Raw genomic sequence first — 24,373 nt, 5'->3', positions numbered from 1 at the left:
GACAATTTGTTGTGAAAAAAATTAGTTTATTAGGTGCAACTGGTTCAATTGGTTGGCAAACCTACGATATCTTAAAAGAACAACGTGATGCTTTTCAATTAGTAGCTTTTTCATCAGGAAAGAACTTAGAGAAAACGCGAGAAATGATTGAAACATTAAAGCCCGAATTAGTTTCTGTGCAATTAGAAGAAGACGCACTAACACTAGCTAAAGAGTTTCCAAATATCCAATTTACGTTTGGAGCAAAAGGACTTGTAGAGGTCGCAACACATCCAGATTCAACTGTACTTGTCAATGCTGTGCTCGGAAGTGTAGGCCTTGAATCAACATTAGCAGCCATTCGTATGGGCAAAACGATTGCTATTGCTAATAAAGAAACGCTTGTAACTGCTGGTCATTTAGTGATGGCAGAGGCCAAAAAATACAATGTAGCCATCTTGCCTGTAGATAGTGAGCACTCTGCCATCTTCCAATCGATGAATGGTGAGAATCCGAAAAATATTGAACGTTTGATTATTACCGCTTCTGGTGGTAGCTTCCGTGATAAAACCCGAGAACAATTAAAACACGTGACGGTTGCAGATGCACTGAATCATCCGAACTGGTCTATGGGTGCAAAGATTACGATAGATTCCGCTACAATGATGAATAAGGGATTAGAAGTCATTGAAGCACATGTTTTATTTGATATGCCGTATGATAAAATAGATGTACTTTTGCATAGAGAAAGTATTATTCACTCTCTAGTTGAGTATCATGATACTAGTGTTATTGCTCAGCTAGGTACACCAGATATGCGTGTGCCAATCCAATATGCTTTAAGCTACCCAGACCGTATACCATTACAAAATGGTCAGCGACTAAATTTAGCGCAAATTGGTCAACTACATTTTCAAGAGATGGACTTTGAGCGATACCCTGCTTTGCGTTTAGCGTATGAGGCTGGTCGTATGGGTGGTACGATTCTGACAGCGATGAATGCAGCAAACGAAGCGGCAGTTGCAGCCTTTTTACAAGGGAAAATCACATTCCTTGAAATTGATGAGACGATTGAACGTGTGATGCAGGCACACCAAAACATTGCAGTACCAGATTTACAAACCATATTACATGTGGATAGTGAGACAAGAAAAATAGTGTTAGACATGGTAAAATAACGAAAGCACTGTATCGTTAACTAATCGCTATTAAAGGTGGGGTATTATGCAAACAGCCATTGCATTTATATTAATATTTGGTATGCTCGTCTTCTTCCATGAACTTGGACATTTCTTATTCGCCAAACGTGCAGGTATCTTAGTACGTGAATTTGCGATCGGAATGGGTCCCAAAATTTATGGAAAAACGCATGGAGAAACAATGTATACTATTCGATTATTACCAATCGGGGGATACGTACGGATGGCCGGCGAGGATATGGATGGCACGGAATTACAGCCAGGCTACCGAATAGGGCTTATTGTGAATGAGGATAATGTTGTTAAAAAAATTATTTTCAATCAAAATAATAAGCAGTTACCAGATTTATTATTTTTAGAAGTTGAACGCGCCGATTTAGAGAAGGAGTTATTTGTAGAGGGTTATGATGAAGAAGAACGTCTAGTTCGTTATCAAGTAGCTAGAGACTGTGTGCTTGTGGAAAATGGTCGTGAACTTGTCATTGCACCACACGATCGTCAATTTAATGCAAAGACAGTTGGCCAACGAGCAATGACTATCTTTGCAGGCCCTTTGTTTAACTTTATTCTCGCGTTTGTGATTTATTTAGTGATTGGATTGATCCATGGTGTTCCAACATACGAGCCAATTATCACGGAAGTAGTAGAGAATGATCCAGCTGCACAGGCAGGGATGCTGGCAGGAGATAGAGTAACAGCTATTAACGGACAAGTAGTTGAAAAATGGCAAGATTTAGCTGCAATCGTTCAAGATCATCCAAACGAAGATATTGCCGTGACAGTTGAACGAAATGGACAATCAGTGAACTTAAATATGACTGTTAAGGAAATCCAGCAGGATGGCGAGAAATATGGTCAAATAGGTGTACGCTATGAAAGTCCAAGAGAATTTAACCCATTAAAGGCAGTTGTATATGGAGCTCAGGAAACCTATAATATGACTGTGAAAATATTTGAACTATTAGGTATGCTAATTACCGGTAAGTTCACAATAGACGCACTTTCAGGTCCTGTAGGTATTTATAAAGCAACAGAGCAAGTTGCCCAATATGGTATTATGAACTTAATGAATTGGGCCGCAATGCTAAGTATTAACTTAGGAATTATGAACCTACTTCCATTACCAGCACTTGACGGTGGCCGTTTATTATTCTTTGGCTTTGAAGCTTTACGTGGTAAACCAATTGACCGTCAAAAAGAAGGTATTGTACATTTTGTAGGAATCGTCCTACTCATGATTCTAATGGTGGTTGTTACATGGAACGATATACAACGATTTTTCTTTTAATTCATTTACAGTTAAATGAAATTTGATTTCCTAGCTTTGAGCGCAATTTCGATGAAACATTGCGCTCAAAGCTAAATTTGTTTATGCTATTGAGAGTATAAACTTATCTATTGAAAAAGGTGGAACACTGAATGAAGCAAAGTAAAACATTTATCCCAACGTTACGTGAAGTACCTGCTGATGCTGAGGTAAAATCACATAAGCAATTACTACGTGCAGGGTTTATTCGTCAAAATACAAGTGGGGTATACTCGTATTTACCGCTTGCAAAACGTGTACTAACAAAAATTGAAACAATTATTCGAGAAGAAATGGAAGCTATCAACTCCATTGAGCTACTAATGCCATCTCTACAATCTGCCGAGCTATGGCAGGAATCAGGTCGCTGGGAAAAATATGGACCTGAATTAATGCGCTTAAAAGACCGACATGACCGTGATTTTGCATTAGGGCCAACACATGAAGAAGTCATAACAACTTTAGTCCGTGATGAAATTAAATCATATAAAAAATTACCGCTAACATTGTATCAAATTCAAACGAAATTCCGTGATGAAAAACGTCCTCGCTTTGGCTTACTAAGAGGAAGAGAATTTATCATGAAGGATGCTTATTCTTTCCATGCGTCACGTGAAAGTTTAGATGAAACATATGAAGATATGTATCGTGCTTATTCTAATATTTTCTCCCGCCTCGGCTTAAACTACCGTGCTGTTATTGCAGATGCAGGTTCGATTGGCGGTAAAGGAACACATGAATTTATGGTACTTTCTGAAATCGGGGAAGATACAATTGCGTACTCAGATACTTCTGATTATGCAGCAAATATCGAAATGGCTGAAGTAATTGTTGACTATCAACCATCTGATGAAGCTTTAAAAGATGTAGAAAAAGTAGCAACTCCAGAGCAAAAAACAATTGAAGATGTTTCAGCATTCTTAAAAGTAGAACCTGCTAATGTCATCAAATCTCTAGTTTTTGATGTAGATGGAGAGCTTGTAGTAGTCCTTGCACGTGGGGATCATGAAATTAATGATATCAAATTGAAAAATGCACTTGATGCAGGATCTGTGGAACTTGCAAGTGAAGCAGCGATTCAAGAATTATTAGGATGTGGCATTGGCTCAATTGGTCCAGTGAAATTACCAGTAGACGTAAAAGTAGTAGCAGACCATGCTATTAAATCTATCCGTAATGGTATTGCAGGTGCCAACGAAGATGGATTCCATTTAGTCAATGTTAACCCAGAGCGTGATTTTGCAGTTAATGACTATTTAGATATTCGTTTTATTCAAGAGGGAGACCCTTCTCCAGATGGACAAGGAAACATTAAATTTGCAGAAGGTATCGAGGTTGGTCATATTTTCAAATTAGGTACTACATACTCTGCTAAAATGAATGGTACTTTCTTAGATGAGCAAGGTAAGGCTCAACCATTTATTATGGGGTGCTATGGTATTGGCGTTTCTCGTATTCTAGCTGCTGTAGCGGAGCACTTCCAAGATGACAATGGCTTTACATGGCCAACACAATTAGCGCCATATGATATTCATGTTGTGCCAGTTAACACAAAAGATGAGGCACAAGTGACATTAGCGGAGGAGCTTTATGGCTTATTAAAATCATACCGTTATGATGTGTTACTAGATGATCGTCCTGAACGTGCGGGTGTAAAATTCGCTGATGCTGATTTAATTGGTCTACCTGTTCGAGTAACGGTTGGTAAAAAAGCAACAGAAGGTATTGTAGAAGTGAAATTCCGTCAAACAGGTGAAACATTTGAATGGAAAAAAGAAGAAGTAATTGATCGTCTGAATGAATTTTTCCGTAAAAATTAATGACGAGCTAAAAATTGGTGATAATTAGAATTTGATGCTTTTAATAGAGGCTTTCGTATAATTTTGATAAGATAGATATAAATAATTCGCGACACTTCTGCGGGACAGTGAGCCAAGCAAGCAACAACAGATGGTAAAATTTCTGTTAAACTTGAAGAGCGCCCGCAGTGTGGGAGCGAATTTTTTTCTTGAATTCTCATCATGCGTTTAAGACGAATTAGAACATGAGGCTAAAGAAGTTGCCTCTTTCTGAAAGTAGGTGTCATTAGATTGGAACAGCAACAAGAGGCAAGAATGAGGCTTCGAATGCTCTTGCAACAACTAGAGTTAACAGATGATGTATATATGTCATTTTTTGAGGAAGGTGAACTATCACGCCTGACAGTTCATAAAAAGGATAGACTTTGGCATTTCACAATTAAGTTAAAAGATATATTACCGTTTCCGTTATATCAGCTTTTCCGTACGCATTTGACAGAGAAATTTTCAGCGATAGCACAAGTTAATACGACATTTGAAACATTAGAAAAAAATGTCACAGAAGAATTGGTGCAGGCGTACTGGCTAAATGTTGTGGAACAAATTGATGAGATGGCTCCAACGCTTAAAAATTGTCTCATTACTCAAATACCAACGTGGAACGGGCAAAAAATGACTTTATCCTGTATGCAGGAAATGGAATTTATGATGCTCAAAACGAAGTATGCGGACAAACTAGCAGAAAGCTATGGTCAATTTGGTTTCCCTCGTATGGCAATCGACTTTGTGCTACAAGAAGAAACGGAAGAAATGATCGCGGCACAGGAAGCATTTATGGAGCAGAAACGTCTGGAAGAAGTGGCTCTGGCACAGCAAGCGATGCAAGATTTCCAAAAGCGTGAGCAAGAGAAGAAAGACAATCCGGCACTGGCCAACCTTGGTGACCGTCCATTCCAACTTGGGATGCAAATTAAAGATAATGAAATCATGGAAATTAAACGGATTGTTGAAGAAGAACGCCGTGTTATTATTGAGGGATTTGTCTTTGATACGGAAATAAAAGAATTAAAAAGTGGACGCTCATTATTACAAATCAAAATTACCGACTATACAGATTCCATCATTGTTAAAATGTTTTCTCGTGACAATGATGATGCTGAATTAATGCAACATCTGAAAAAGGGCATGTGGGTTAAAGTTCGAGGCTCTGTGCAAACCGATACGTTTATTCGTGATTTAATCGTCATGGCGAATGATATTAATGAAATCAAAAAAGAAACACGACAGGATTTAGCACCAGAGGGTGAAAAGCGTGTTGAGTTACATTTGCATACACCAATGAGCCAAATGGACGCTGTTACACCTGTTGATCGGCTTGTTGCTCAAGCTGCAAAGTGGGGGCATCCAGCAATAGCTATTACAGATCATGCGGTGGTGCAATCTTTCCCTGAAGCATATGCAGCGGGCAAAAAACATGGCATTAAGATTATTTATGGTCTGGAAGCAAATTTAGTTGATGATGGTGTACCAATTGCCTATGCTCCAGAGCATCGTTTATTGGCAGAAACAACGTATGTTGTTTTTGACGTAGAAACGACAGGGCTGTCAACGGCATATGATACGATTATTGAATTGGCTGCAGTTAAAATTAAAGATGGACAAGTGATTGATAAATATGAAAGTTTTGCAAATCCACATCATCCACTTTCGGCCACTACCATTGAATTAACAGGTATTACAGATGATATGGTTCGAAATGCTCCAGAGGTAGAGCAGGTCATTAAAGAATTTCATGCCTTTATCGGAGATGCAATCGTTGTCGCTCATAACGCATCATTTGATATAGGCTTCCTATATACAGGCTATAAAAAATTTGGTCTTGAAGAGACAGTCCATCCTGTCATTGATACATTAGAGCTAGCAAGATTGCTTTATCCTACAATGAAAAACCATCGCTTGAATACACTGTGTAAAAAATTCAATATTGAATTAACACAGCATCACCGAGCAATTTATGATACAGAGGCGACAGGATATCTACTGCTGCAACTATTAAAGGATGCTGATGAGCTAGCTATTAAATACCATGATGACTTCAATAAGCATATTGGTGGTGGGGATGCTTATAAAAAAGGTAGACCTATGCATTGTACAATTTTAGCAGTAGATAATGCAGGCTTAAAAAACTTATTTAAAATTGTTTCACATTCACATACAAAAACATTCTATCGTGTTCCTCGTGTGACACGTGCCGTGCTTGAACAATATCGTGAGGGTTTATTAGTTGGATCAGGTTGTAGTAATGGTGAAGTATTCGAAACCATGATGAATAAGTCTCCAGAGGAAGCAGAAAAAGTTGCTCGCTTTTATGATTATATTGAGGTGCAACCGAAGGCTGTATATGCACCATTAATCGAACGGAATGTTGTACGTGATGAATGGACATTAGAAGATATTATCCGTAAACTTGTGAAACTCGGGAAGAAGCTAGATAAACCTGTTGTTGCAACTGGAAATGTTCATTATTTAGATCCGACAGATGGGATGTTTAGGCAAATACTTATTGGTTCACAAGGTGGAGCAAATATTTTAAATCGTTCTAAGCTACCAGAGGTCCATTTTAGAACAACTGATGAAATGCTGAAAGAATTTGATTTTTTAGGACCGGATCTTGCAAAAGAAGTGGTTGTGACGAATGCTCAAAAAGTAGCAGCAAGTATTGGGGACGTTAAACCAATAAAGGATGACCTATATACACCAAAAATTGAGGGCTCTGATGATGAAGTAACCAATTTAACCTATGAAATGGCCCATCGTATTTATGGTGAGGAGTTACCGGAAATTGTGAAAGCTCGAATTGAAAAAGAGTTAAAATCGATTTTGGGACACGGCTTTGGTGTAATTTATTTAATTTCTGCCAAGCTAGTGAAAAAATCATTAGCTGATGGCTATTTAGTAGGGTCACGTGGTTCGGTCGGTTCCTCATTAGTAGCCACTTTTATGGAAATCACAGAGGTTAACCCATTACCTCCTCACTATATTTGTCCTAGTTGTAAACATTCTGAGTTTTTCGATGATGGATCTGTCAGCTCAGGCTTCGATTTACCAAATAAAGACTGTACGGAATGTGGAACACCTTATAAAAAAGATGGACAAGACATACCATTTGAAACCTTCCTTGGTTTCAAAGGTGATAAGGTACCAGATATCGACTTGAATTTTTCGGGTGAATATCAGCCTCAAGCACACAATTATACAAAGGTGCTATTTGGTGAGGATTATGTATTCCGTGCTGGAACAATTGGTACCGTGGCCGAGAAAACAGCATATGGCTATGTGAAAGGCTATGCAAGTGATCATAATTTACATTTTCGAGGAGCAGAAGTTGATCGTTTAGTTCAAGGCTGTACAGGAGTAAAACGTACAACTGGGCAACACCCTGGAGGAATTATTGTTGTTCCAGATTATATGGACATTTATGATTTCTCTCCAGTGCAATACCCTGCAGATGCGCAGGATTCAGAATGGCGTACAACCCATTTTGATTTCCACTCTATTCATGACAATATTTTAAAGCTAGATATACTTGGACACGATGATCCAACGGTGATCAGGATGTTACAAGATTTATCGGGAATCGATCCTAAAACAATCCCGACCGATGATCCTGTCGTTATGAAAATTTTTAGTTCTCCTGAATCTTTAGGCGTTACGGAAAAGCAAATTGGCTGTAAGACAGGGACATTAGGTATACCAGAATTTGGTACGCGTTTTGTACGTCAAATGCTAGAAGATACGAAGCCTTCGACATTCTCAGAGCTTGTACAAATTTCTGGGCTTTCCCATGGAACAGACGTATGGCTAGGGAATGCACAAGAATTAATTCAAAACGGTACATGTGTGCTAAAAGAAGTAATTGGTTGTCGTGATGACATTATGGTGTATTTAATTTATCAAGGTCTAGAGCCGTCACTAGCCTTCAAAATTATGGAATCTGTTCGTAAAGGGAAAGGTTTATCAGAAGAATTTGAAGCGGAGATGCTCGCCAATAAAGTACCAGGTTGGTATATTGAATCTTGTAAAAAGATAAAATACATGTTCCCGAAAGCCCATGCCGCAGCATACGTGCTTATGGCAGTACGAATTGCCTGGTTCAAGGTACATTTTCCAATCCTTTATTATGCAGCGTATTTCACAGTTCGAGCAGATGATTTTGATTTAATTGCAATGGTGCAAGGATCGCAAATGATTCGAGCACGGATTGATGAAATCAATATAAAAGGCTTAGATGCATCCACTAAAGAGAAAAACTTATTAACCGTGCTGGAGCTTGCACTGGAAATGTGTGAACGAGGTATGAGTTTCCAAAAGGTTGACCTATATCGTTCCCAAGCTAGTGAGTTTGTCATTGATGGCAATTCACTAATCCCTCCGTTCGATGCAATTCCGGGTCTTGGAACCAACGTGGCGAAAACGATCGTAGCTGCTCGTGAAGAGGGAGAGTTTTTATCCAAGGAAGATTTACAGCAACGTGGTCGTGTTTCCAAAACACTTATTGAATACATGGACCAGCTTGGTTGTTTAGAAGGCATGCCTGATGCTAATCAGTTATCGCTATTCTAGTATTGCAATTGTTTTGCATTGAAAGGTCACAATGTAAATTCAAATTCCTGACACAATATGGTTATCTATAATGAAGGAAATTTGCATTGTGTCGAGAACTGTGCTATTCTTATGGTAATAATTTGTTGATATTTTTCCAGCAAAAGAGTGGGGCATACCCGCTCTTTTCTGTTGTTTAACCGTAGCAAAACAAATTTTGACTAACAGCAGGTAAGACCGTAAAATTTCACCAAAGCAACTGGTGGAATTTCTGTTTTATTATGGTTCATCACTACGTTAATTTGATAGTGATGAACAATTCATACGCTAGAATTTGATAAATACAGGAGGAAATAATGAGCAAAGTACCATCTTTAATTGAAGAGCTCGCTAAACCAATTGTGGATGAGTTAAATCTTGAGCTAGTGGATATTGAGTTCGTAAAAGAAGGACGTAACTGGTTTTTACGTGTCTATGTTGATACACCTGAGGGTGGAATTGACATCGATCAATGTGCTCAAGTGAGTGAACGACTAAGCTTGTTATTGGATGAAAAAGATCCAATTACACAAAACTATTATTTAGAAGTTTCTTCGCCTGGAGCGGAACGTCCATTAAAAAAAGATACAGATTTTGTCAAAGCAGTTGGCAAGTTTATTTATGTAAAAACCTATGAGCCCATCAAGGACATGAAGGAATTCCAAGGCTACTTAACGTCATACGCTGAACATACATTAGTGATGGAAGTGCGTATTAAAACACGTAAAATAACAGTAACAATTGAACAAGAAAAAATCGCATTGGCACGACTTGCCATTGATTTTTCAGCATAAAGCATATTTAGGAGTGAAAACAAAATGAGTAGTGATTTGTTAGATGCGCTGAATGCGCTAGAAGAACAAAAAGGAATTTCAAGAGATGTGTTAATCGAAGCCATTGAAGCGGCATTAGTTACAGCTTACAAACGCAACTTTAACCAAGCACAAAATGTTCGAGTAGACTTAAATTTAGATCAGGGCTCAATTCGTGTATTTTCACGTAAAGATGTTGTGGAAGAGGTAGAAGATGATCGTTTGCAAATTTCTTTAGAAGATGCAAAAGTCATTAATCCAGCCTATCAGCTAGAGGACATCGTGGAACAGGAAGTAACACCGCGTAACTTTGGACGCATTGCTGCACAAACAGCAAAGCAGGTAGTTACACAACGCGTACGTGAAGCGGAACGAGGTTTAATCTATGAGCAATACGTAGATCGTGAAGATGATATCGTAACTGGGGTTGTTGAACGTTTAGATGCTCGTAATATCTATGTAGGTTTAGGGAAAGTAGAAGCGGCATTGCCTGTTAATGAACAAATCCAAGGTGAATCTTATCATCCACATGATCGTATTAAAGTGTATATTACAAAAGTAGAACGTACAACACGTGGACCTCAAGTGATTGTGTCTCGTACACATCCTGGTTTATTACGTCGATTATTTGAGATGGAAGTACCTGAAATTTATGAGGGTATTGTAGAGATTAAATCAATTGCACGTGAAGCTGGAGATCGCTCTAAAATTTCTGTTTTCGCACATAATGAGGAAGTGGATCCAGTTGGTTCATGTGTTGGGGCAAAAGGTGCTCGTGTACAAACGATTGTCAATGAACTAAATGGCGAAAAAATTGATATCGTAGAATGGTCTGAAGACCCAGTTGTATTTGTAGCTAATGCATTAAGCCCATCAAAAGTATTAGATGTACAAGTGAATGAAGAAGAAAAGTCGACAACAGTCGTTGTACCAGACTATCAATTATCTCTAGCTATCGGTAAACGTGGGCAAAATGCTCGCCTAGCAGCGAAGCTTACTGGCTGGAAAATTGATATTAAGAGTGAGACTGATGCTCGTGAATTAGGTATTTATCCTTCGGCTACAAGCACTTTCATCCCTGCTGATGATGAAGAAAGTGATTTTGATGATGTAGCAGTTGACTTATATCAAGACGACGAAGAATAAGTAAGAAAGCCCGTGTGACAAGTTAGCTGACAGTATTCAGTGGGCCCCCTACGCCGACTGAATACTGTCAGAGCGTCAAGTAGAGCATGACTTGTCCACCTCTTACGACAAGCTTCAGAGAGGAATGGTGATTCTTATGGCTGTAAACAAAAAAGTACCTCTTCGTAAATGTGTAGCAACTGGAGAAATGCTACCAAAGAAAGAGATGATACGTGTTGTTCGTTCGAAAGAGGGCGAAGTAAGTGTAGATGTCTCCGGGAAAAAGCCTGGGCGTGGTGCCTATGTCTCTAAATCAGAGCAGGCAGTTGACCTTGCGCGTAAGAAAAATGTATTAGGGCACCAACTTGATGTGAAAATTCCTGAAGAAATATACGAGGAACTTATTTTGCTGATTCGTAGGGAGTCAATTTTATGATAAATCAAGCAATATTTAATTTGCTTGGAATCGCAGCAAGAGCACGTAAGGTGATTTCAGGAGAAGAGTTAGTAGTAAAGGAAGTCCGCAATGGCAATGCTAAACTAGTACTGCTTGCAAACGATGCTTCTAAAAACTCTAGTAAAAAAATTCAAGATAAGTGCACGTACTACAACGTTGAGTATCATGTAATTGGAGATCGATATGATCTAGGACATGCTACAGGTAAGGAGGCCCGAGTGGCTTTAGCGATTACCGATAAAGGTTTTGCAAGTAAATTGTCTAGTCTACTCAACGAAAACTAATCGGGGGTGAGCAGATGACCAAAATCAGAGTTCATGAATATGCGAAGCAAGTGAATAAAACGAGTAAAGAGGTTATTGAAGCACTAAGTAAATTAAATGTGAGTGTAACAAACCATATGTCTATGTTGGAAAAAGACGCTGTGGCAAAGTTAAACCAAACATTTAAAGCAACACCTGAGAAAAATGTAGCAAAACAATCAACTCAAAACATGGCACAAAAACCTCAATCAAATGGCCAGCAAAAACCACAGCATTCGGTGAAAAAGCAAGAAGGACCAAGGCAGCAATCTGCTACTTCTAAGCCAAAAGCAAACAATCAGCAACATGCACAGCAAAACTCAAATTCGTCTAACGAAAAATCTAAGAATACAAAAGGTAATCAAAATAGAAATATGACACAAAATAATAATAATAACAATAATAATCGTAGAGGTGGCGGTGGTTACAACCAACGTCCAAAACCAGGGATTCATGGAGGCAAACGTCGCCATCCAAAAACGCATCAACCTTCAATTCCAGTGAAACAAAAGGAACTTCCAGAAAAAATTACTTTTGTTGAATCATTATCAGTTGCAGAATTAGCAAAAAAATTACACCGTGAGCCATCTGAAATCATTAAAAAATTATTCATGCTTGGCGTAATGGCAACAATTAACCAAGAATTAGATAAGGATGCAATTGAATTAATTTGCGCAGACTATGGTGTAGAAGTGGAAGAAGAAATTCGTGTAGATATTACGGATTTAGAAACACACTTCGAGCAAACAGAAGAAGTAAACGAGGCAGATTTATCAGAACGTCCGCCAGTTGTAACAATTATGGGTCACGTTGACCATGGTAAAACAACTTTATTAGACTCTATTCGCCATACAAAAGTAACAGCAGGAGAAGCTGGTGGTATTACACAACATATTGGTGCATACCAAGTTACAGAAGGCGACAAGAAAATTACATTCCTTGATACACCAGGACATGCGGCTTTCACAACAATGCGTGCACGTGGTGCAAAAGTAACGGATTTAACAATTTTAGTTGTAGCTGCTGATGATGGTGTTATGCCACAAACAGTAGAAGCGATTAATCACGCCAAGGCAGCTGAAGTACCAATTATTGTGGCTGTGAATAAAATGGATAAACCATCGGCAAATCCAGATCGTGTGATGCAAGAATTAACAGAACATGGCTTAGTTCCTGAAGCATGGGGTGGAGATACAATTTTCGTTCCAATTTCAGCGTTAAAAGGTGAAGGCATTGATACATTGTTAGAAATGATTTTACTTGTAGCTGAAGTTGGAGAGCTTAAAGCAAACCCAGAACGTTTAGCACTTGGAACAGTAATCGAAGCGCAGCTTGATAAAGGTCGTGGCTCGGTTGCTACGCTTTTAGTACAAGATGGAACATTAAAAGTAGGTGACCCAATCGTTGTAGGTCATACGTATGGTCGTGTACGTGCGATGGTAAATGATAAAGGTCGTCGTGTAAAAGAAGCTGGTCCATCAACTCCAGTTGAAATTACAGGTTTAAATGATGTACCTCAAGCAGGTGACCGTTTCGTTGTCTTTGAAGACGAAAAAACAGCGCGCCAAGTTGGGGAAACAAGAGCAATGTCAGCGATTCAAGCACAACGTTCAGAAAAACAACGTGTAACGCTTGATAACTTATTTGAACAAATGAGCCAAGGCGAAATGAAAGAGCTTAACTTAATTGTGAAAGCTGACGTTCAAGGTACTGTTGAAGCAATGGCAGCCTCCCTAATGAAAATTGATGTGGAAGGCGTAAATGTGAAAATTATTCACACAGGTGCTGGAGCTATTACCGAATCTGATATTTCTCTTGCAGCAGCTTCTAATGCGATTGTTATTGGATTTAACGTCCGTCCGGATGTTAACGCAAAACGTGCAGCAGAAGAAGAGGGCGTAGATATTCGCTTACACCGCATTATCTATAAAGTAATTGAAGAGATTGAACAAGCAATGAAAGGTATGCTTGATCCTGAATTTGAAGAAAAAATTATTGGTCAAGCAGAAGTTCGTCAAACAATTAAAGTATCAAAAGTTGGTACAATTGCTGGTTCATATGTAACTGAAGGAAAAGTAACACGTGATTCAGGTGTACGTGTGATCCGCGATAATGTCGTTATTTTCGAAGGTGAGTTAGATACGCTTAAACGCTTCAAAGATGAAGTAAAAGAAGTGGCAAAAGGATACGAATGTGGTATTACAATTACAAACTTCAACGATATTAAAGAAGGCGATATTATTGAAGCCTATATTATGGAAGAGATTAAACGCGCCTAATGATCGTGTATGCAGAGGTTGAATTTATCATTCAAACTGCCCATTCGTTAAAGGAAAAACGTGCTGTCTTACAGCGTATGATTACCCGCACAAAGCAGAAATTTAACGTTTCAATTGCGGAAATTGACCATCAAAATGTATGGCAGCGAACGAAATTAGCACTTGTTGCTGTTTCATCATCAAAAGAAGCAGCTGAACGGGAAATTAATCACGCGCTCCATTATTTACAGTCAAATCCGTCATGGGAACAGCTTAATGTGTGGCGAGATTATTTATAAGTAACAGTAGATAGTTGAGAAGCATGCACAGCAATAAAATATCAACTATCTGTACATCGAAATAGAGGTGACAAATTATGTCTCTACGTTCAAACCGTGTTGCCGAGCAAATGAAAAAGGAGCTTGGTGATATACTTGGCCGTAAAATAAAAGATCCGCGTGTTGGTTTTGTGACTGTTACAGGTGTTGAAGTAACGGGTGATTTACAGCAAGCGACAATTTATATTACATCTTTAGGCAATGAACGTGAACGAGAGGAAACGCTCAAAGCTTTAGTAAAAGCTTCAGGCTTCATTCGCTCTGAAATCGGATCACGCATTCGTTTACGACGTACACCAGAATTAATCTTTGAATTTGATTCATCGATTGAATATGGGAACCGTATTGATTCATTGCTTAGAGGTTTACACAAAGAATAAGCTAAAAAAGTCTGCCACATGCATGTTTATGCAGGCAGACTTTTTATCTTTATGGAAAAGGTTATATTGCGGATGAGTAAATAAATTATAGAGTAGGCAATTTGGGAGGAGCTATATGAACGGTATTTTACCGCTTTGGAAAGAAAGAGGCATGACAAGCCATGACTGTGTCTTTAAATTACGCAAAATTTTGCGGACAAAAAAAGTTGGACATACAGGGACACTTGATCCAGGTGTTGAGGGCGTACTACCAATTTGTATTGGCCAAGCAACTCGAATAGCAGAATATCTAACTGATGCAGGGAAAATCTATGAAGCAATTATTTCAATAGGTCGTACCACAACAACCGAGGATGCAGAAGGTGAAACCGTTGAAGAAGATCTTACGATAAAAAATTTTTCTCGGGAGCAGTTGTTAGAGGTTTTAGCTTCATTAACTGGCGTTATTGAACAAACACCACCCATGTTTTCAGCAGTAAAAGTAAATGGGAAGCGCCTCTATGAATATGCGCGAAAAGGCGAAAGTGTTGAAAGACCAACTCGCCAAGTAACAATTTATGATTTAGAGCTACTTGATGAACTAGCACATTATGAGGGGCAAGAAATTACATTTCCAGTACGTATCGCTTGTAGTAAAGGGACATATATTCGAACATTAGCTGTGCAAATTGGTGAGGCTCTTGGCTATCCAGCGCATATGAAAGAGCTTGTACGAACTGCTTCAGGTACTTTTACACGAGAAAACTGTTTTACGTTAGCACAGGTTGCTGAACTAATGGAGGCTGAGCAAGTAGCTACCTGTATTTTACCTGTCGAGTATGCATTAGCAGACTATCCATTTATTGAGATTACGAATGCCAATGAAAAAGAAATTTTCAATGGACAAGTGCTTCCAGCAGATGCATTATTAAATAGTCATGATAAAATTGTGTATGGAATCAATGGAAAGGCAGTTGCGGTTTATCAAGCTCACCCAACAAAGGATGGTTTGATGAAGCCACATAAGATGTTTCCGACGATAGAGTAGGAGGATTTTTCAATGGAGGTCATTCATTTAAAATACCCACATCAATTACAGCAACGAGAAAGCATGCAGCCGTATTCATTAGCTCTTGGCTTTTTCGATGGTGTACATAGAGGGCATCAAGCAGTTATCAAGGCAGCTAAGGAAGAAGGAAACAAGCGACAAATTCCTACTGCAGTGATGACATTCGATCCACATCCTTCATTAGTCCTTGGTGGACGTAACGAAAAGGTTTTTTATATTACACTCTTACAGCAAAAATTACAGCTGTTTGAAGAACAGGGTGTGGATACGGTATTCGTTGTCCACTTCACTTCTGATTTTGCCAAACTTTCCCCAGCGGCATTTATCGATACATTTATCCGTGGATTAAATGTTCAGCATGTGACAGCTGGCTTCGATTATTCGTTTGGAGCATTTGGTAAGGGAACAATGGAAGATATGCGTGTATTAAGCAATGGTGATTATGGCGTTACAATTGTTGAGAAGAAAACAGATGATGTTGAGAAAATCAGCTCTACCCGTATCCGCAAGCTATTACAAGAAGGCGATATGGAAGAAGCAACAGTGTTATTAGGGAGACCATTTGAAATCAATGGGATTGTTGTACATGGTGATAAGCGTGGTCGTACTATTGGCTTCCCTACAGCAAATGTCCAAGCTTTAGAGGGAACGTTTATTCCAGCAAGTGGTGTCTATGCTGTTCGTCTGCTTGTACAAAATAGCTGGTATGATGGTGTTTGTAATGTGGGCTATAAACCAACTTTCAAAGACCTAAATGATAAGCAATTATCGATTGAAGTCCATATTTTAAACTTTGATAAAAATATCTACGGTGAAGAAGTACATGTGGCGTGGTATAAACGTATTCGAAGTGAACGGAAATTCGATGGTATTGAGGCCTTGAAATCGCAAATTGAAAAGGATAAACAAGAAGCAATCCGTTACTTTAATGAGCTATAATACGTACTTCATCATTGTAGTCACATTAGCCAAGTCGACGTTTTACTTGCTTGATTAAGTAATGTATGATAATATTCATAAGTGCATAAATGCTTAACCTTAGCTCGGTATATCGATGACTCCAACGTTTACTGTGCTAATGGGGATTAATTATAATTTAGGAGGTCCATACACATGGCTATTACAAAAGAACGTAAAAACGAAATTATCGCTGAGTACCGTACTCACGAAAGTGACACTGGTTCACCAGAAGTACAAGTTGCAGTATTAACAGCGGAAATCAACGCTCTAAATACTCACTTACGTACTCACAAAAAAGATTTCCACTCTGAGCGTGGTCTTCTTAAAATGGTAGGTCGTCGTCGTCACTTATTAAAATATCTTCGTGAAACAGACGTACAACGTTACCGTGAATTAATCAACCGTTTAGGCTTACGTCGCTAATTAATAGCAAAAGTAATCCTATATTAGACTGTAGACAAACTGATGTTTGTCTACAGTCTTTTTTTTGCGATAATCTTGTTAATTTTGTTCAACAATAAGCCATAACTTTTCTACACTCCGATGAACGATAGATAAAAATGATTTGATACTTGATAAAAGGGTGATATATTCTAATCACATTTCACAGCCCATGTTATAGTCATTGCGATCATCATTTGCAAGTGTAATTGAAGTAGATAAATTGAATGCTAGATTGCTATTATATTTCACGAAATACAATCAAGCAAATTATAGGATAGAGGCTCAAGACAATTGGTACATAAGCGTCAATCATACAATCTAAATGCTATCATTGGATACTCGTAAACGATGGCTATGGGTTAGAAAATAATAGTTGGTGAAATGTAAACTAAATCATTTAGAAGGGTGAGTAGGATGTTTAACCAATTATTAAGAGAGAATAATATTGTTGCAGGTATTTTAACAGTTACTCGTGTTTATTTAGGCTGGCATTGGCTTACAGCAGGTTGGGGAAAACTGTTTAATGGCTTTGATGCATCTGGCTTTTTAGCCAATGCTATTGCAAATCCAGTGACAAGTGGAGAAGAGCTCGCATACCCACTGTATGTAAAGTTTATTGAATCATTTGCTTTGCCAAATGCTGAGCTAATTAATATTCTTGTGCCTTGGGGAGAGTTTTTAGTAGGGCTAGGATTAATTTTGGGATGCTTAACGACATATGCTGCATTTTTCGGTATGGTCATGAATTTTGCCTTCTTAATGGCAGGTACTATATCTAGCAACCCTTGGGATATTTTACTTGCAATCTTTATAGCCGTTGCTGGTTACAATGCTGGAAAATTCGGGCTTGACCGCTTCATTATGCCTATCATAGGTGAAAAGATGGCGAGAAATAAGAAAAAAGATGTAGTTCAACCTGTTGCTAAAATTACATAATAAACTTATATATATATCTTATATTAGGAGACTACTCATTAGTCTGAATATACCCCGCCCATTATATGGGTGGGGTATTCATGTTGTTGAGAAAAGAAATGTTACTAGCAGAAAAGCCCTTCTTGCAAGGTGAGGGGGGTGATTTCCGTTCCACTGGGCGTCCGATACTCGCTTACGCAACTTTCACAAAAATTTTATTGATGATTTTGTTTTTCAACACTATGTATATCTGACTATTATTTGCCTGACTTACTAACTTTCCAAGATGATCCGACTTTCTTTTACCTTATAGGATGTTGTATGATAAGCTCCATGTTATAATAAGTCTATTGTTTAAACTTGTACGTGAAAAACTAATGTTAGCGAAGCAGTTATTTCCATTTACATACATTACTTTTCGTCAAGAAGGAATCAATATAAAAAAATCCATATACCAAAAATGCTTTTTCAATAAAATAAAGAAATAAATCTTAAATAAATTGGCAATAACTGAATTTAAATGTATGATTATTTCATGAAATATTATTTAGCATAGAACAAGCATTTTTGGTACACTTACTATTAGTACATACAGACGAAGTAAGTGTTTTTATAATAGAGAGGGGTTCATTGAATGAACGAAAAGAAAGTCTATTCCTATGAATGGGCTGGCCGTCCACTTGTAATTGAAGTAGGACAGTTAGCAAAACAAGCAAACGGAGCCGCATTAGTACGCTATGGCGATACTTCTGTACTTGCTACAGCAACAATGTCAAAATCACCTAAACCACTTGATTTCTTCCCATTAACAGTAAACTATGAAGAGCGTCTATATGCTGCAGGTAAAATTCCTGGCGGCTTTATTAAGCGTGAAGGACGTCCATCTGAAAAGGCGATTTTAGCAAGCCGTTTAATCGACCGTCCGATTCGTCCGATGTTCCCGGATGGTTTCCGTAATGAAGTACAAGTTATTTCTATGGTTATGTCAAATGATCCTGACTGTACATCTGAAATGGCAGCAATGGTTGGTTCATCATTAGCATTAGCGATCTCTGATATTCCATTTGATGGGCCAATCGCAGGTGTACAAGTTGGTTATATTGATGGAGAATTCATTGTAAACCCGACAGTAGAGCAATCGAATCGCTCAACAATTCATTTATCTGTAGCAGGGAACAAAGATGCTATCAATATGGTTGAAGCGGGTGCACTTGAAGTACCAGAGGAAATCATGTTAGAAGCAATTATGTTCGGTCATGAAGAAATCAAAAAAATCATTGCTTTCCAAGAGCAAATTGTGGCAGAGGTTGGTAAAGAAAAGTTACCAGTGACACTATTTGAAATTGACGAAGCGATTCAAGCCGATATAAAAGCAGCTTGTGAGACTGATATGCATGATGCAATTCAAACGGCAGAGAAACATGCACGTGATGAGGCAATTCAAGCTGTTAAAGATCGTGTTATCGCTTCTTATGAAGAGCAAGAAGCAGATGACGAAACAATGAAACAAGTGTACACAATTCTTGACAAGATGGTAAAAGAAGAAGTACGCCGTCAAATCACGGAAGATAAGATTCGTCCAGATGGTCGTAAGCTCGACGAAATCCGACCACTTTCTTCTGAAACAGGCTTATTACAACGTACACATGGTTCAGGTTTATTTACACGTGGACAAACACAAGCACTTTCTATTTGTACACTAGGTGCACTTGGTGATGTACAAATTATTGACGGTTTAGGTGTGGAAGAGTCAAAACGCTTTATGCACCATTATAACTTCCCTCAATTTTCTGTAGGGGAAACGGGTCCAATCCGTGGACCAGGTCGTCGTGAAATCGGTCATGGTGCGTTAGGTGAACGTGCACTTGAAGCTGTTATTCCTGATGAATCGGCTTTCCCATATACAATTCGTTGTGTATCAGAAGTACTTGAATCAAACGGATCCACTTCTCAAGCTTCTATCTGTGCATCCACATTAGCCATGATGGATGCGGGTGTACCATTAAAAGCGCCAGTAGCAGGTATTGCAATGGGTCTTATTAAAAAAGGCGAGCACTATTCCATTTTAACGGATATTCAAGGAATGGAAGACCATTTAGGCGATATGGACTTTAAAGTTGCTGGTACAGCTAAAGGTGTAACGGCTCTACAAATGGACATTAAAATCGATGGTTTATCTCGCAATATTTTAGAAGAAGCACTGACACAAGCGAAAGTTGGACGTATGCATATTCTAGAGTCAATGCTTGCAACACTTGCTGAACCTCGTGAAAAATTGTCTGAATTTGCACCGAAAATTGTCATTGTGAAAATTAATCCAGATAAAATTCGTGATGTGATTGGACCTGGTGGTAAACAGATTAACAAAATTATTGAAGAGACAGGCGTTAAGATTGATACAGAACAAGATGGTACAATCTACATTTCTTCTGCAAATGAAGAAATGAATGCACGTGCAAAACAAATTATTGAAGATATCGTGCGTGAAGCGAAAGTAGGCGAATACTACTTATCAACAGTGAAGCGCATTGAAAAATTCGGTGCATTTTGTGAGATCTTCCCAGGTAAAGATGGCTTGCTTCACATTTCGGAAATTCAAGAGGAACGTACAAAGCAAGTAGAGGACGTCTTAAAACTAGGTGATCAATTACTTGTGAAAGTAATTGAAATCGACAAGCAAGGCCGTGTGAATTTATCTCGCAAAGTAGTAATACAAGAGGAAAAAGAACGCGCAGAACAAGAAAAATAATATCGATCAAAAGGCTGCGTAGATTGCGCAGCCTTTTTCGATAGTAGCAAGAAGAATAGTAGAGGAATTTTATAATTGGGGGAGATAGTTTGGTTCAAGTACATACATGTCAGAACGGTGTTCGAATTGTATCAGAGCAAATAGATCATGTGAGGTCTGTTGCATTAGGTATTTTTGTGAATGCTGGCTCTCGCTATGAGCTACCTGAAGAGAATGGTATTACACATTTTATTGAGCATATGTTGTTTAAAGGAACAACCACTCGCTCAGCTCGTCAAATTGCTGAAGAATTTGATCGAATCGGTGGAGAGCTAAATGCCTTCACATCGAAAGAAAATACATGTTACTATGCTAAAGTTTTAGATCATCATGCGGAGCTTGCGGTCACTATACTAGCAGATATGTTTTTCAATTCTACATTTGCGAAAGAAGAATTAGAAAAAGAGCGACAAGTAGTATTAGAAGAAATTTTAATGAGCGAAGATGCTCCTGATGACGATGTTCATGAGAAGCTGTGGGGTGTCATGTATCCGAATGATGCACTCGGTCGTCCAATACTAGGCACTGCTGCTACATTAAAGACATTTACAGCAGCTGCTATACGACAATACATGGATAAACATTATGGGCCAGAATCCGTTGTAATTTCTATTGCAGGTAATATTTCATCTCAGCTTATGCAAACGATTGAAGATTTATTTGGTCACTATCAACCTTCACCACATGCTATGGCACCTGTGCTGACAAACCCTTCATTTTATCCAGGAGAAATTACAAAAATACGCGATACAGAGCAGGCACACGTCGCGATTTCCTATCCAGCAATCGGTGTAAAAGATCCAGATATGTATAGCTTTATTGCGCTTAACAATATTATTGGCGGGAATATGAGTTCTCGATTGTTTCAGGAAGTACGAGAAGAACGTGGGCTAGCCTATTCTATTTTTTCCTATCAATCATGTTATGCCGATGTAGGTGCTTTTACGATTTATGGTAGTACTAGTCGACAGCAATTAGCACAGCTTCAGCACACGATCGATGCTACTTTATTAGATATTGTAGCGGGTGGTGTGACAGAGGAGGAGCTTGATAATGCGAAAGAGCAGCTTAAAGGCAGCTTTGTCCTTGGGCTAGAAGGTACTGGGGCTCGTATGAATCGTAATGGAACAAGTGAACTTGTCCATCGCAAGCATCGAACAGTAGACGAGGTTCTTAAATCGATCGATGCCGTATCGATGGAGTCGGTGGATCGGCTGATCGCTAAAATTTTAAAAGCAGAACCAGCTATCTCAATCATAGGTCCTAGCGAATAAAGATATTTTAATAAAATAGCATTTGTTCCAGCTATAAAAGGTAACACTTTACGGGGTGCGCGGAAGGTACTTGACTCCCGTGGGATAGCGAGACATGTCAGCCTCTAAACGGAGAGGTAGCGAAGGAAGCGGCTCTGCATGCACGTAGGAAAGCAAGTAGCCTGCAACGGAAAGCCATTCCTTTTGTTTTGTTATTCAACACGATTAAAAATAGGCTGCCAAATAAGGCAGCCTATTTTTTGATGAATGTTTAGCAAATTTCCTTTGCCATGTATAAATAAAGACATTTGTGAAACACAAGAAAAGTGATGAGGATACTAACCAGTGTTGGTATGAGTAAGATAATTAAATTTGCAGCTACTAGTGATAAATAGTAATGAATAACAAAATTCAGCAGAATGATAAGCACAATAGCTGTAAGCATTCTAACCGTTCGCATTCCCTCTGTTTCATCAAGATACTGAATATAAAATTGACTACAGATGAGGAAAGAGGCGCTACTTATATAAGCAAAGTACATAGCAAGATGCTCGATAAAATTTTCAGATGCATCAGGTTGTGAGAAATACATAGGCGCAAGGATAATAAAGAGCAATGCAATAAGGCCATAGCAAAATAAAAAATCGGATTGCAATTGTGTTTTCTTTGATAGAGGTAGCGTATTGACATACATTGTCCATTTTACTTGACGGTCGCCTCTATATAGATTATCTACGATGTTGGCTGAAATAACGACAACAAATAATCCGATAGAAGGACTATCTACAAAAGGTAAATGTACAAAATGAAGAAGTACACATATCGTCATTGTAAAAAGAATAGTCCATTTTTGTACGACAATTCTTTGTAACAACAGTGCTCGCATGAGATCCCTCCTAAAACTCTTTTCTTTTATAAATAGCAGTAGAAACTAGAGAGGAGAGGCAGAGCAGTATTAGCCCGCCCAAAGGTGCTAAATAGACATATTGCTTTAAATATAAAAAGGTTTGAGTCATATCAGGGATATATTCTTTAAACATCCCCGTTAAGAAGCCAGGGCTAAAACAAAACGCTATGAGGACTATTCTTCCTTTAATAGAGCCAAATTTAATATAGATAGGTAGTAATACGGCTAATAAACAGAGCGCCGATGTTACGATCAAATTAAACGTTAGGAAAAATTCTGAAGTAATGTCGTTATTGGTAAAAAAATTGATAAAAAATAGGATAGGTAATGCCATAACAAGTCCGAAAATCATTAACATTACACTGAGTATATATTTACTAAAAACGATATCCGCTTTAGAAATTGGTAAAGTATTAGCGTATTTATCCCACTTACTTTGTTCATCGTAGCTAAGGGCAGTTATCGCTTGTATTGTAACAATAAAAACAATAACAGCTAGAAGCATTGCGCTTTGCTGCATAAAAATCGCCATCACAAGAAGAAATATAAGAACAAATGCTTGTGCTTTCATTTGTCGTTGAATGGTCATTAAATCTTTTAGGATAAGTCCTACCATATTTAAACACTACCTTTCACGAAAAATAGCATGATATCTTCTATAGAAGGTCTTTCAAGTCTGAAAGCCTCATTTACTTCATTTTTCAGAACCAATGCTTCTATTCCAAACGCGCCAGGACGGGTTCTTAGAATCGCATGCTCTGGCAAGTCGTTTACTTCCTCACTGTTACCTTTGAAAATACCATATTCATATAATAGAGCATCTTTACTCTCGCTCAATAAAATCTCACCATTATGAATTAACGTAATATAGTCAGCAATTTTTTCTAAATCGCTTGTAATATGCGAAGAAAATAAAATGCTGTGCGTTTCATCCTGCATAAATGCTAAAAATAAATCCAGAATTTCATCCCGAATAATAGGGTCTAATCCACTTGTTGGCTCATCTAAAATCAATAATTTTGGATGATGTGCCAATGCTAAGGCAATTGATAGCTTCATCCTCATTCCTCGTGATAGTTCCTTAATCTTCTTCCTCTTTGGCACCTTAAATTGAGCTAATCTTTCAAAATAATAGTCTGAATCCCATGTTTGAAATACTTTTCTCATAATTTTGTCGAGTTGCGTCGCATTTAGCGTTTCTGGTACATGTAAATCGTCAAATACAACGCCGATGTCGTTTTTTATCGATAGTTCGTGTTCGACATGATCTTTACCAAATAGCAAAATTTCGCCATATTCTTTTTTTATTAAATTCAGCATGCATTTTATCGTTGTTGATTTGCCAGCCCCGTTTTCTCCAACAAAACCCATTACAGTGCCTTGAGGGACGGAAAAACTTATATCTTTTAGAAAAAAGCCTTCAAAGCCCTTATGTAGATCATGAATTTCAATGGCATTCATA

General features: G+C 38.3%; 20 protein-coding genes. 17 read left to right on the top strand and 3 right to left on the bottom strand.

Annotation, left to right across the window (positions count from 1 at the left end; all coding sequences use genetic code 11):
* Positions 1-11 precede the first annotated feature (11 nt).
* The 17 genes from dxr (at position 12) to RCJ95_RS17975 (ending at position 22,025) form a co-directional block, all read left to right on the top strand.
* A complete protein-coding gene (gene dxr / locus RCJ95_RS18055; RefSeq protein WP_221682749.1) occupies positions 12-1,157 on the top strand; it encodes a 1-deoxy-D-xylulose-5-phosphate reductoisomerase in 1,146 nt (381 codons plus the stop codon).
* A gap of 46 nt (positions 1,158-1,203) precedes the next feature.
* Positions 1,204-2,466, top strand: coding sequence for an RIP metalloprotease RseP (gene rseP / locus RCJ95_RS18050; protein WP_221682748.1), 1,263 nt, complete (start codon positions 1,204-1,206; stop codon positions 2,464-2,466).
* Positions 2,467-2,597: 131 nt separating this feature from the next.
* Positions 2,598-4,304 (top strand): proline--tRNA ligase, encoded by a 1,707-nt coding sequence (locus RCJ95_RS18045; RefSeq protein WP_221682747.1) that lies wholly within the window; start codon positions 2,598-2,600, stop codon positions 4,302-4,304.
* Between the two features lie 270 nt (positions 4,305-4,574).
* Positions 4,575-8,906, top strand: a complete 4,332-nt coding sequence (locus RCJ95_RS18040) for a PolC-type DNA polymerase III (protein ID WP_446722603.1) — start codon at positions 4,575-4,577, stop codon at positions 8,904-8,906.
* A 335-nt stretch (positions 8,907-9,241) separates the two neighbouring features.
* A complete protein-coding gene (rimP, locus tag RCJ95_RS18035; protein ID WP_313150390.1) occupies positions 9,242-9,718 on the top strand; it encodes a ribosome maturation factor RimP in 477 nt (158 codons plus the stop codon).
* 24 nt (positions 9,719-9,742) lie between these two features.
* Positions 9,743-10,882: a transcription termination factor NusA gene (nusA, locus tag RCJ95_RS18030; RefSeq protein ID WP_446722602.1), complete on the top strand. Its 1,140-nt coding sequence runs from the start codon at positions 9,743-9,745 to the stop codon at positions 10,880-10,882.
* Between the two features lie 136 nt (positions 10,883-11,018).
* Complete coding sequence (gene rnpM, locus RCJ95_RS18025) at positions 11,019-11,297, top strand: RNase P modulator RnpM (RefSeq protein WP_004269250.1); 279 nt, start codon at positions 11,019-11,021, stop codon at positions 11,295-11,297.
* Entirely contained in the window at positions 11,294-11,602 is a 309-nt protein-coding gene (locus tag RCJ95_RS18020; RefSeq protein WP_004225011.1) for a YlxQ family RNA-binding protein, read from the top strand. Before rnpM ends, RCJ95_RS18020 begins: the two co-directional genes overlap by 4 nt.
* A gap of 14 nt (positions 11,603-11,616) precedes the next feature.
* The gene (gene infB, locus RCJ95_RS18015; protein WP_221682744.1) at positions 11,617-13,899 is read left to right on the top strand and encodes a translation initiation factor IF-2; all 2,283 of its coding nucleotides are present in this window, start codon (positions 11,617-11,619) and stop codon (positions 13,897-13,899) included.
* A complete protein-coding gene (locus RCJ95_RS18010) occupies positions 13,899-14,177 on the top strand; it encodes a DUF503 domain-containing protein (protein WP_004225006.1) in 279 nt (92 codons plus the stop codon). Before infB ends, RCJ95_RS18010 begins: the two co-directional genes overlap by 1 nt.
* 77 nt (positions 14,178-14,254) lie before the next feature.
* Positions 14,255-14,596 (top strand): 30S ribosome-binding factor RbfA, encoded by a 342-nt coding sequence (gene rbfA / locus RCJ95_RS18005; protein WP_341301954.1) that lies wholly within the window; start codon positions 14,255-14,257, stop codon positions 14,594-14,596.
* 115 nt (positions 14,597-14,711) lie between these two features.
* Positions 14,712-15,623: a tRNA pseudouridine(55) synthase TruB gene (gene truB / locus RCJ95_RS18000; RefSeq protein ID WP_221682743.1), complete on the top strand. Its 912-nt coding sequence runs from the start codon at positions 14,712-14,714 to the stop codon at positions 15,621-15,623.
* Between the two features lie 12 nt (positions 15,624-15,635).
* Complete coding sequence (gene ribF, locus RCJ95_RS17995; protein WP_257521306.1) at positions 15,636-16,583, top strand: riboflavin biosynthesis protein RibF; 948 nt, start codon at positions 15,636-15,638, stop codon at positions 16,581-16,583.
* 174 nt (positions 16,584-16,757) lie between these two features.
* Positions 16,758-17,027, top strand: coding sequence for a 30S ribosomal protein S15 (rpsO, locus tag RCJ95_RS17990; protein WP_008178982.1), 270 nt, complete (start codon positions 16,758-16,760; stop codon positions 17,025-17,027).
* A 435-nt stretch (positions 17,028-17,462) separates the two neighbouring features.
* Entirely contained in the window at positions 17,463-17,984 is a 522-nt protein-coding gene (locus RCJ95_RS17985) for a DoxX family protein (RefSeq protein ID WP_446722601.1), read from the top strand.
* A gap of 613 nt (positions 17,985-18,597) precedes the next feature.
* Positions 18,598-20,712 carry a polyribonucleotide nucleotidyltransferase gene (gene pnp / locus RCJ95_RS17980; RefSeq protein ID WP_446722600.1) on the top strand — a complete coding sequence of 705 codons (2,115 nt, stop codon included), beginning with the start codon at positions 18,598-18,600 and terminating at the stop codon, positions 20,710-20,712.
* 89 nt (positions 20,713-20,801) lie between these two features.
* Positions 20,802-22,025 (top strand): M16 family metallopeptidase, encoded by a 1,224-nt coding sequence (locus RCJ95_RS17975; protein ID WP_446722599.1) that lies wholly within the window; start codon positions 20,802-20,804, stop codon positions 22,023-22,025.
* Between the two features lie 250 nt (positions 22,026-22,275).
* Here RCJ95_RS17975 and RCJ95_RS17970 read toward each other — a convergent pair whose 3' ends face one another.
* Genes RCJ95_RS17970 through RCJ95_RS17960 form a run of 3 tightly spaced genes read right to left on the bottom strand, consistent with a single transcriptional unit; the run spans position 22,276 to position 24,372 of the window.
* Positions 22,276-22,890: an ABC-2 transporter permease gene (locus RCJ95_RS17970; protein ID WP_004224983.1), complete on the bottom strand. Its 615-nt coding sequence runs from the start codon at positions 22,888-22,890 to the stop codon at positions 22,276-22,278.
* A 10-nt stretch (positions 22,891-22,900) separates the two neighbouring features.
* A complete protein-coding gene (locus RCJ95_RS17965; protein ID WP_446722598.1) occupies positions 22,901-23,527 on the bottom strand; it encodes an ABC-2 transporter permease in 627 nt (208 codons plus the stop codon).
* A gap of 2 nt (positions 23,528-23,529) precedes the next feature.
* Positions 23,530-24,372, bottom strand: a complete 843-nt coding sequence (locus tag RCJ95_RS17960) for an ABC transporter ATP-binding protein (RefSeq protein WP_004224974.1) — start codon at positions 24,370-24,372, stop codon at positions 23,530-23,532.
* Between the last annotated feature and the right edge of the window lies 1 nt (position 24,373).

The organism is Lysinibacillus sp. BSL11 (assembly GCF_052928325.1).
Note: the sequence above shows the minus strand (reverse complement) of the source record. Positions and strands in the feature narration are given on the sequence as shown.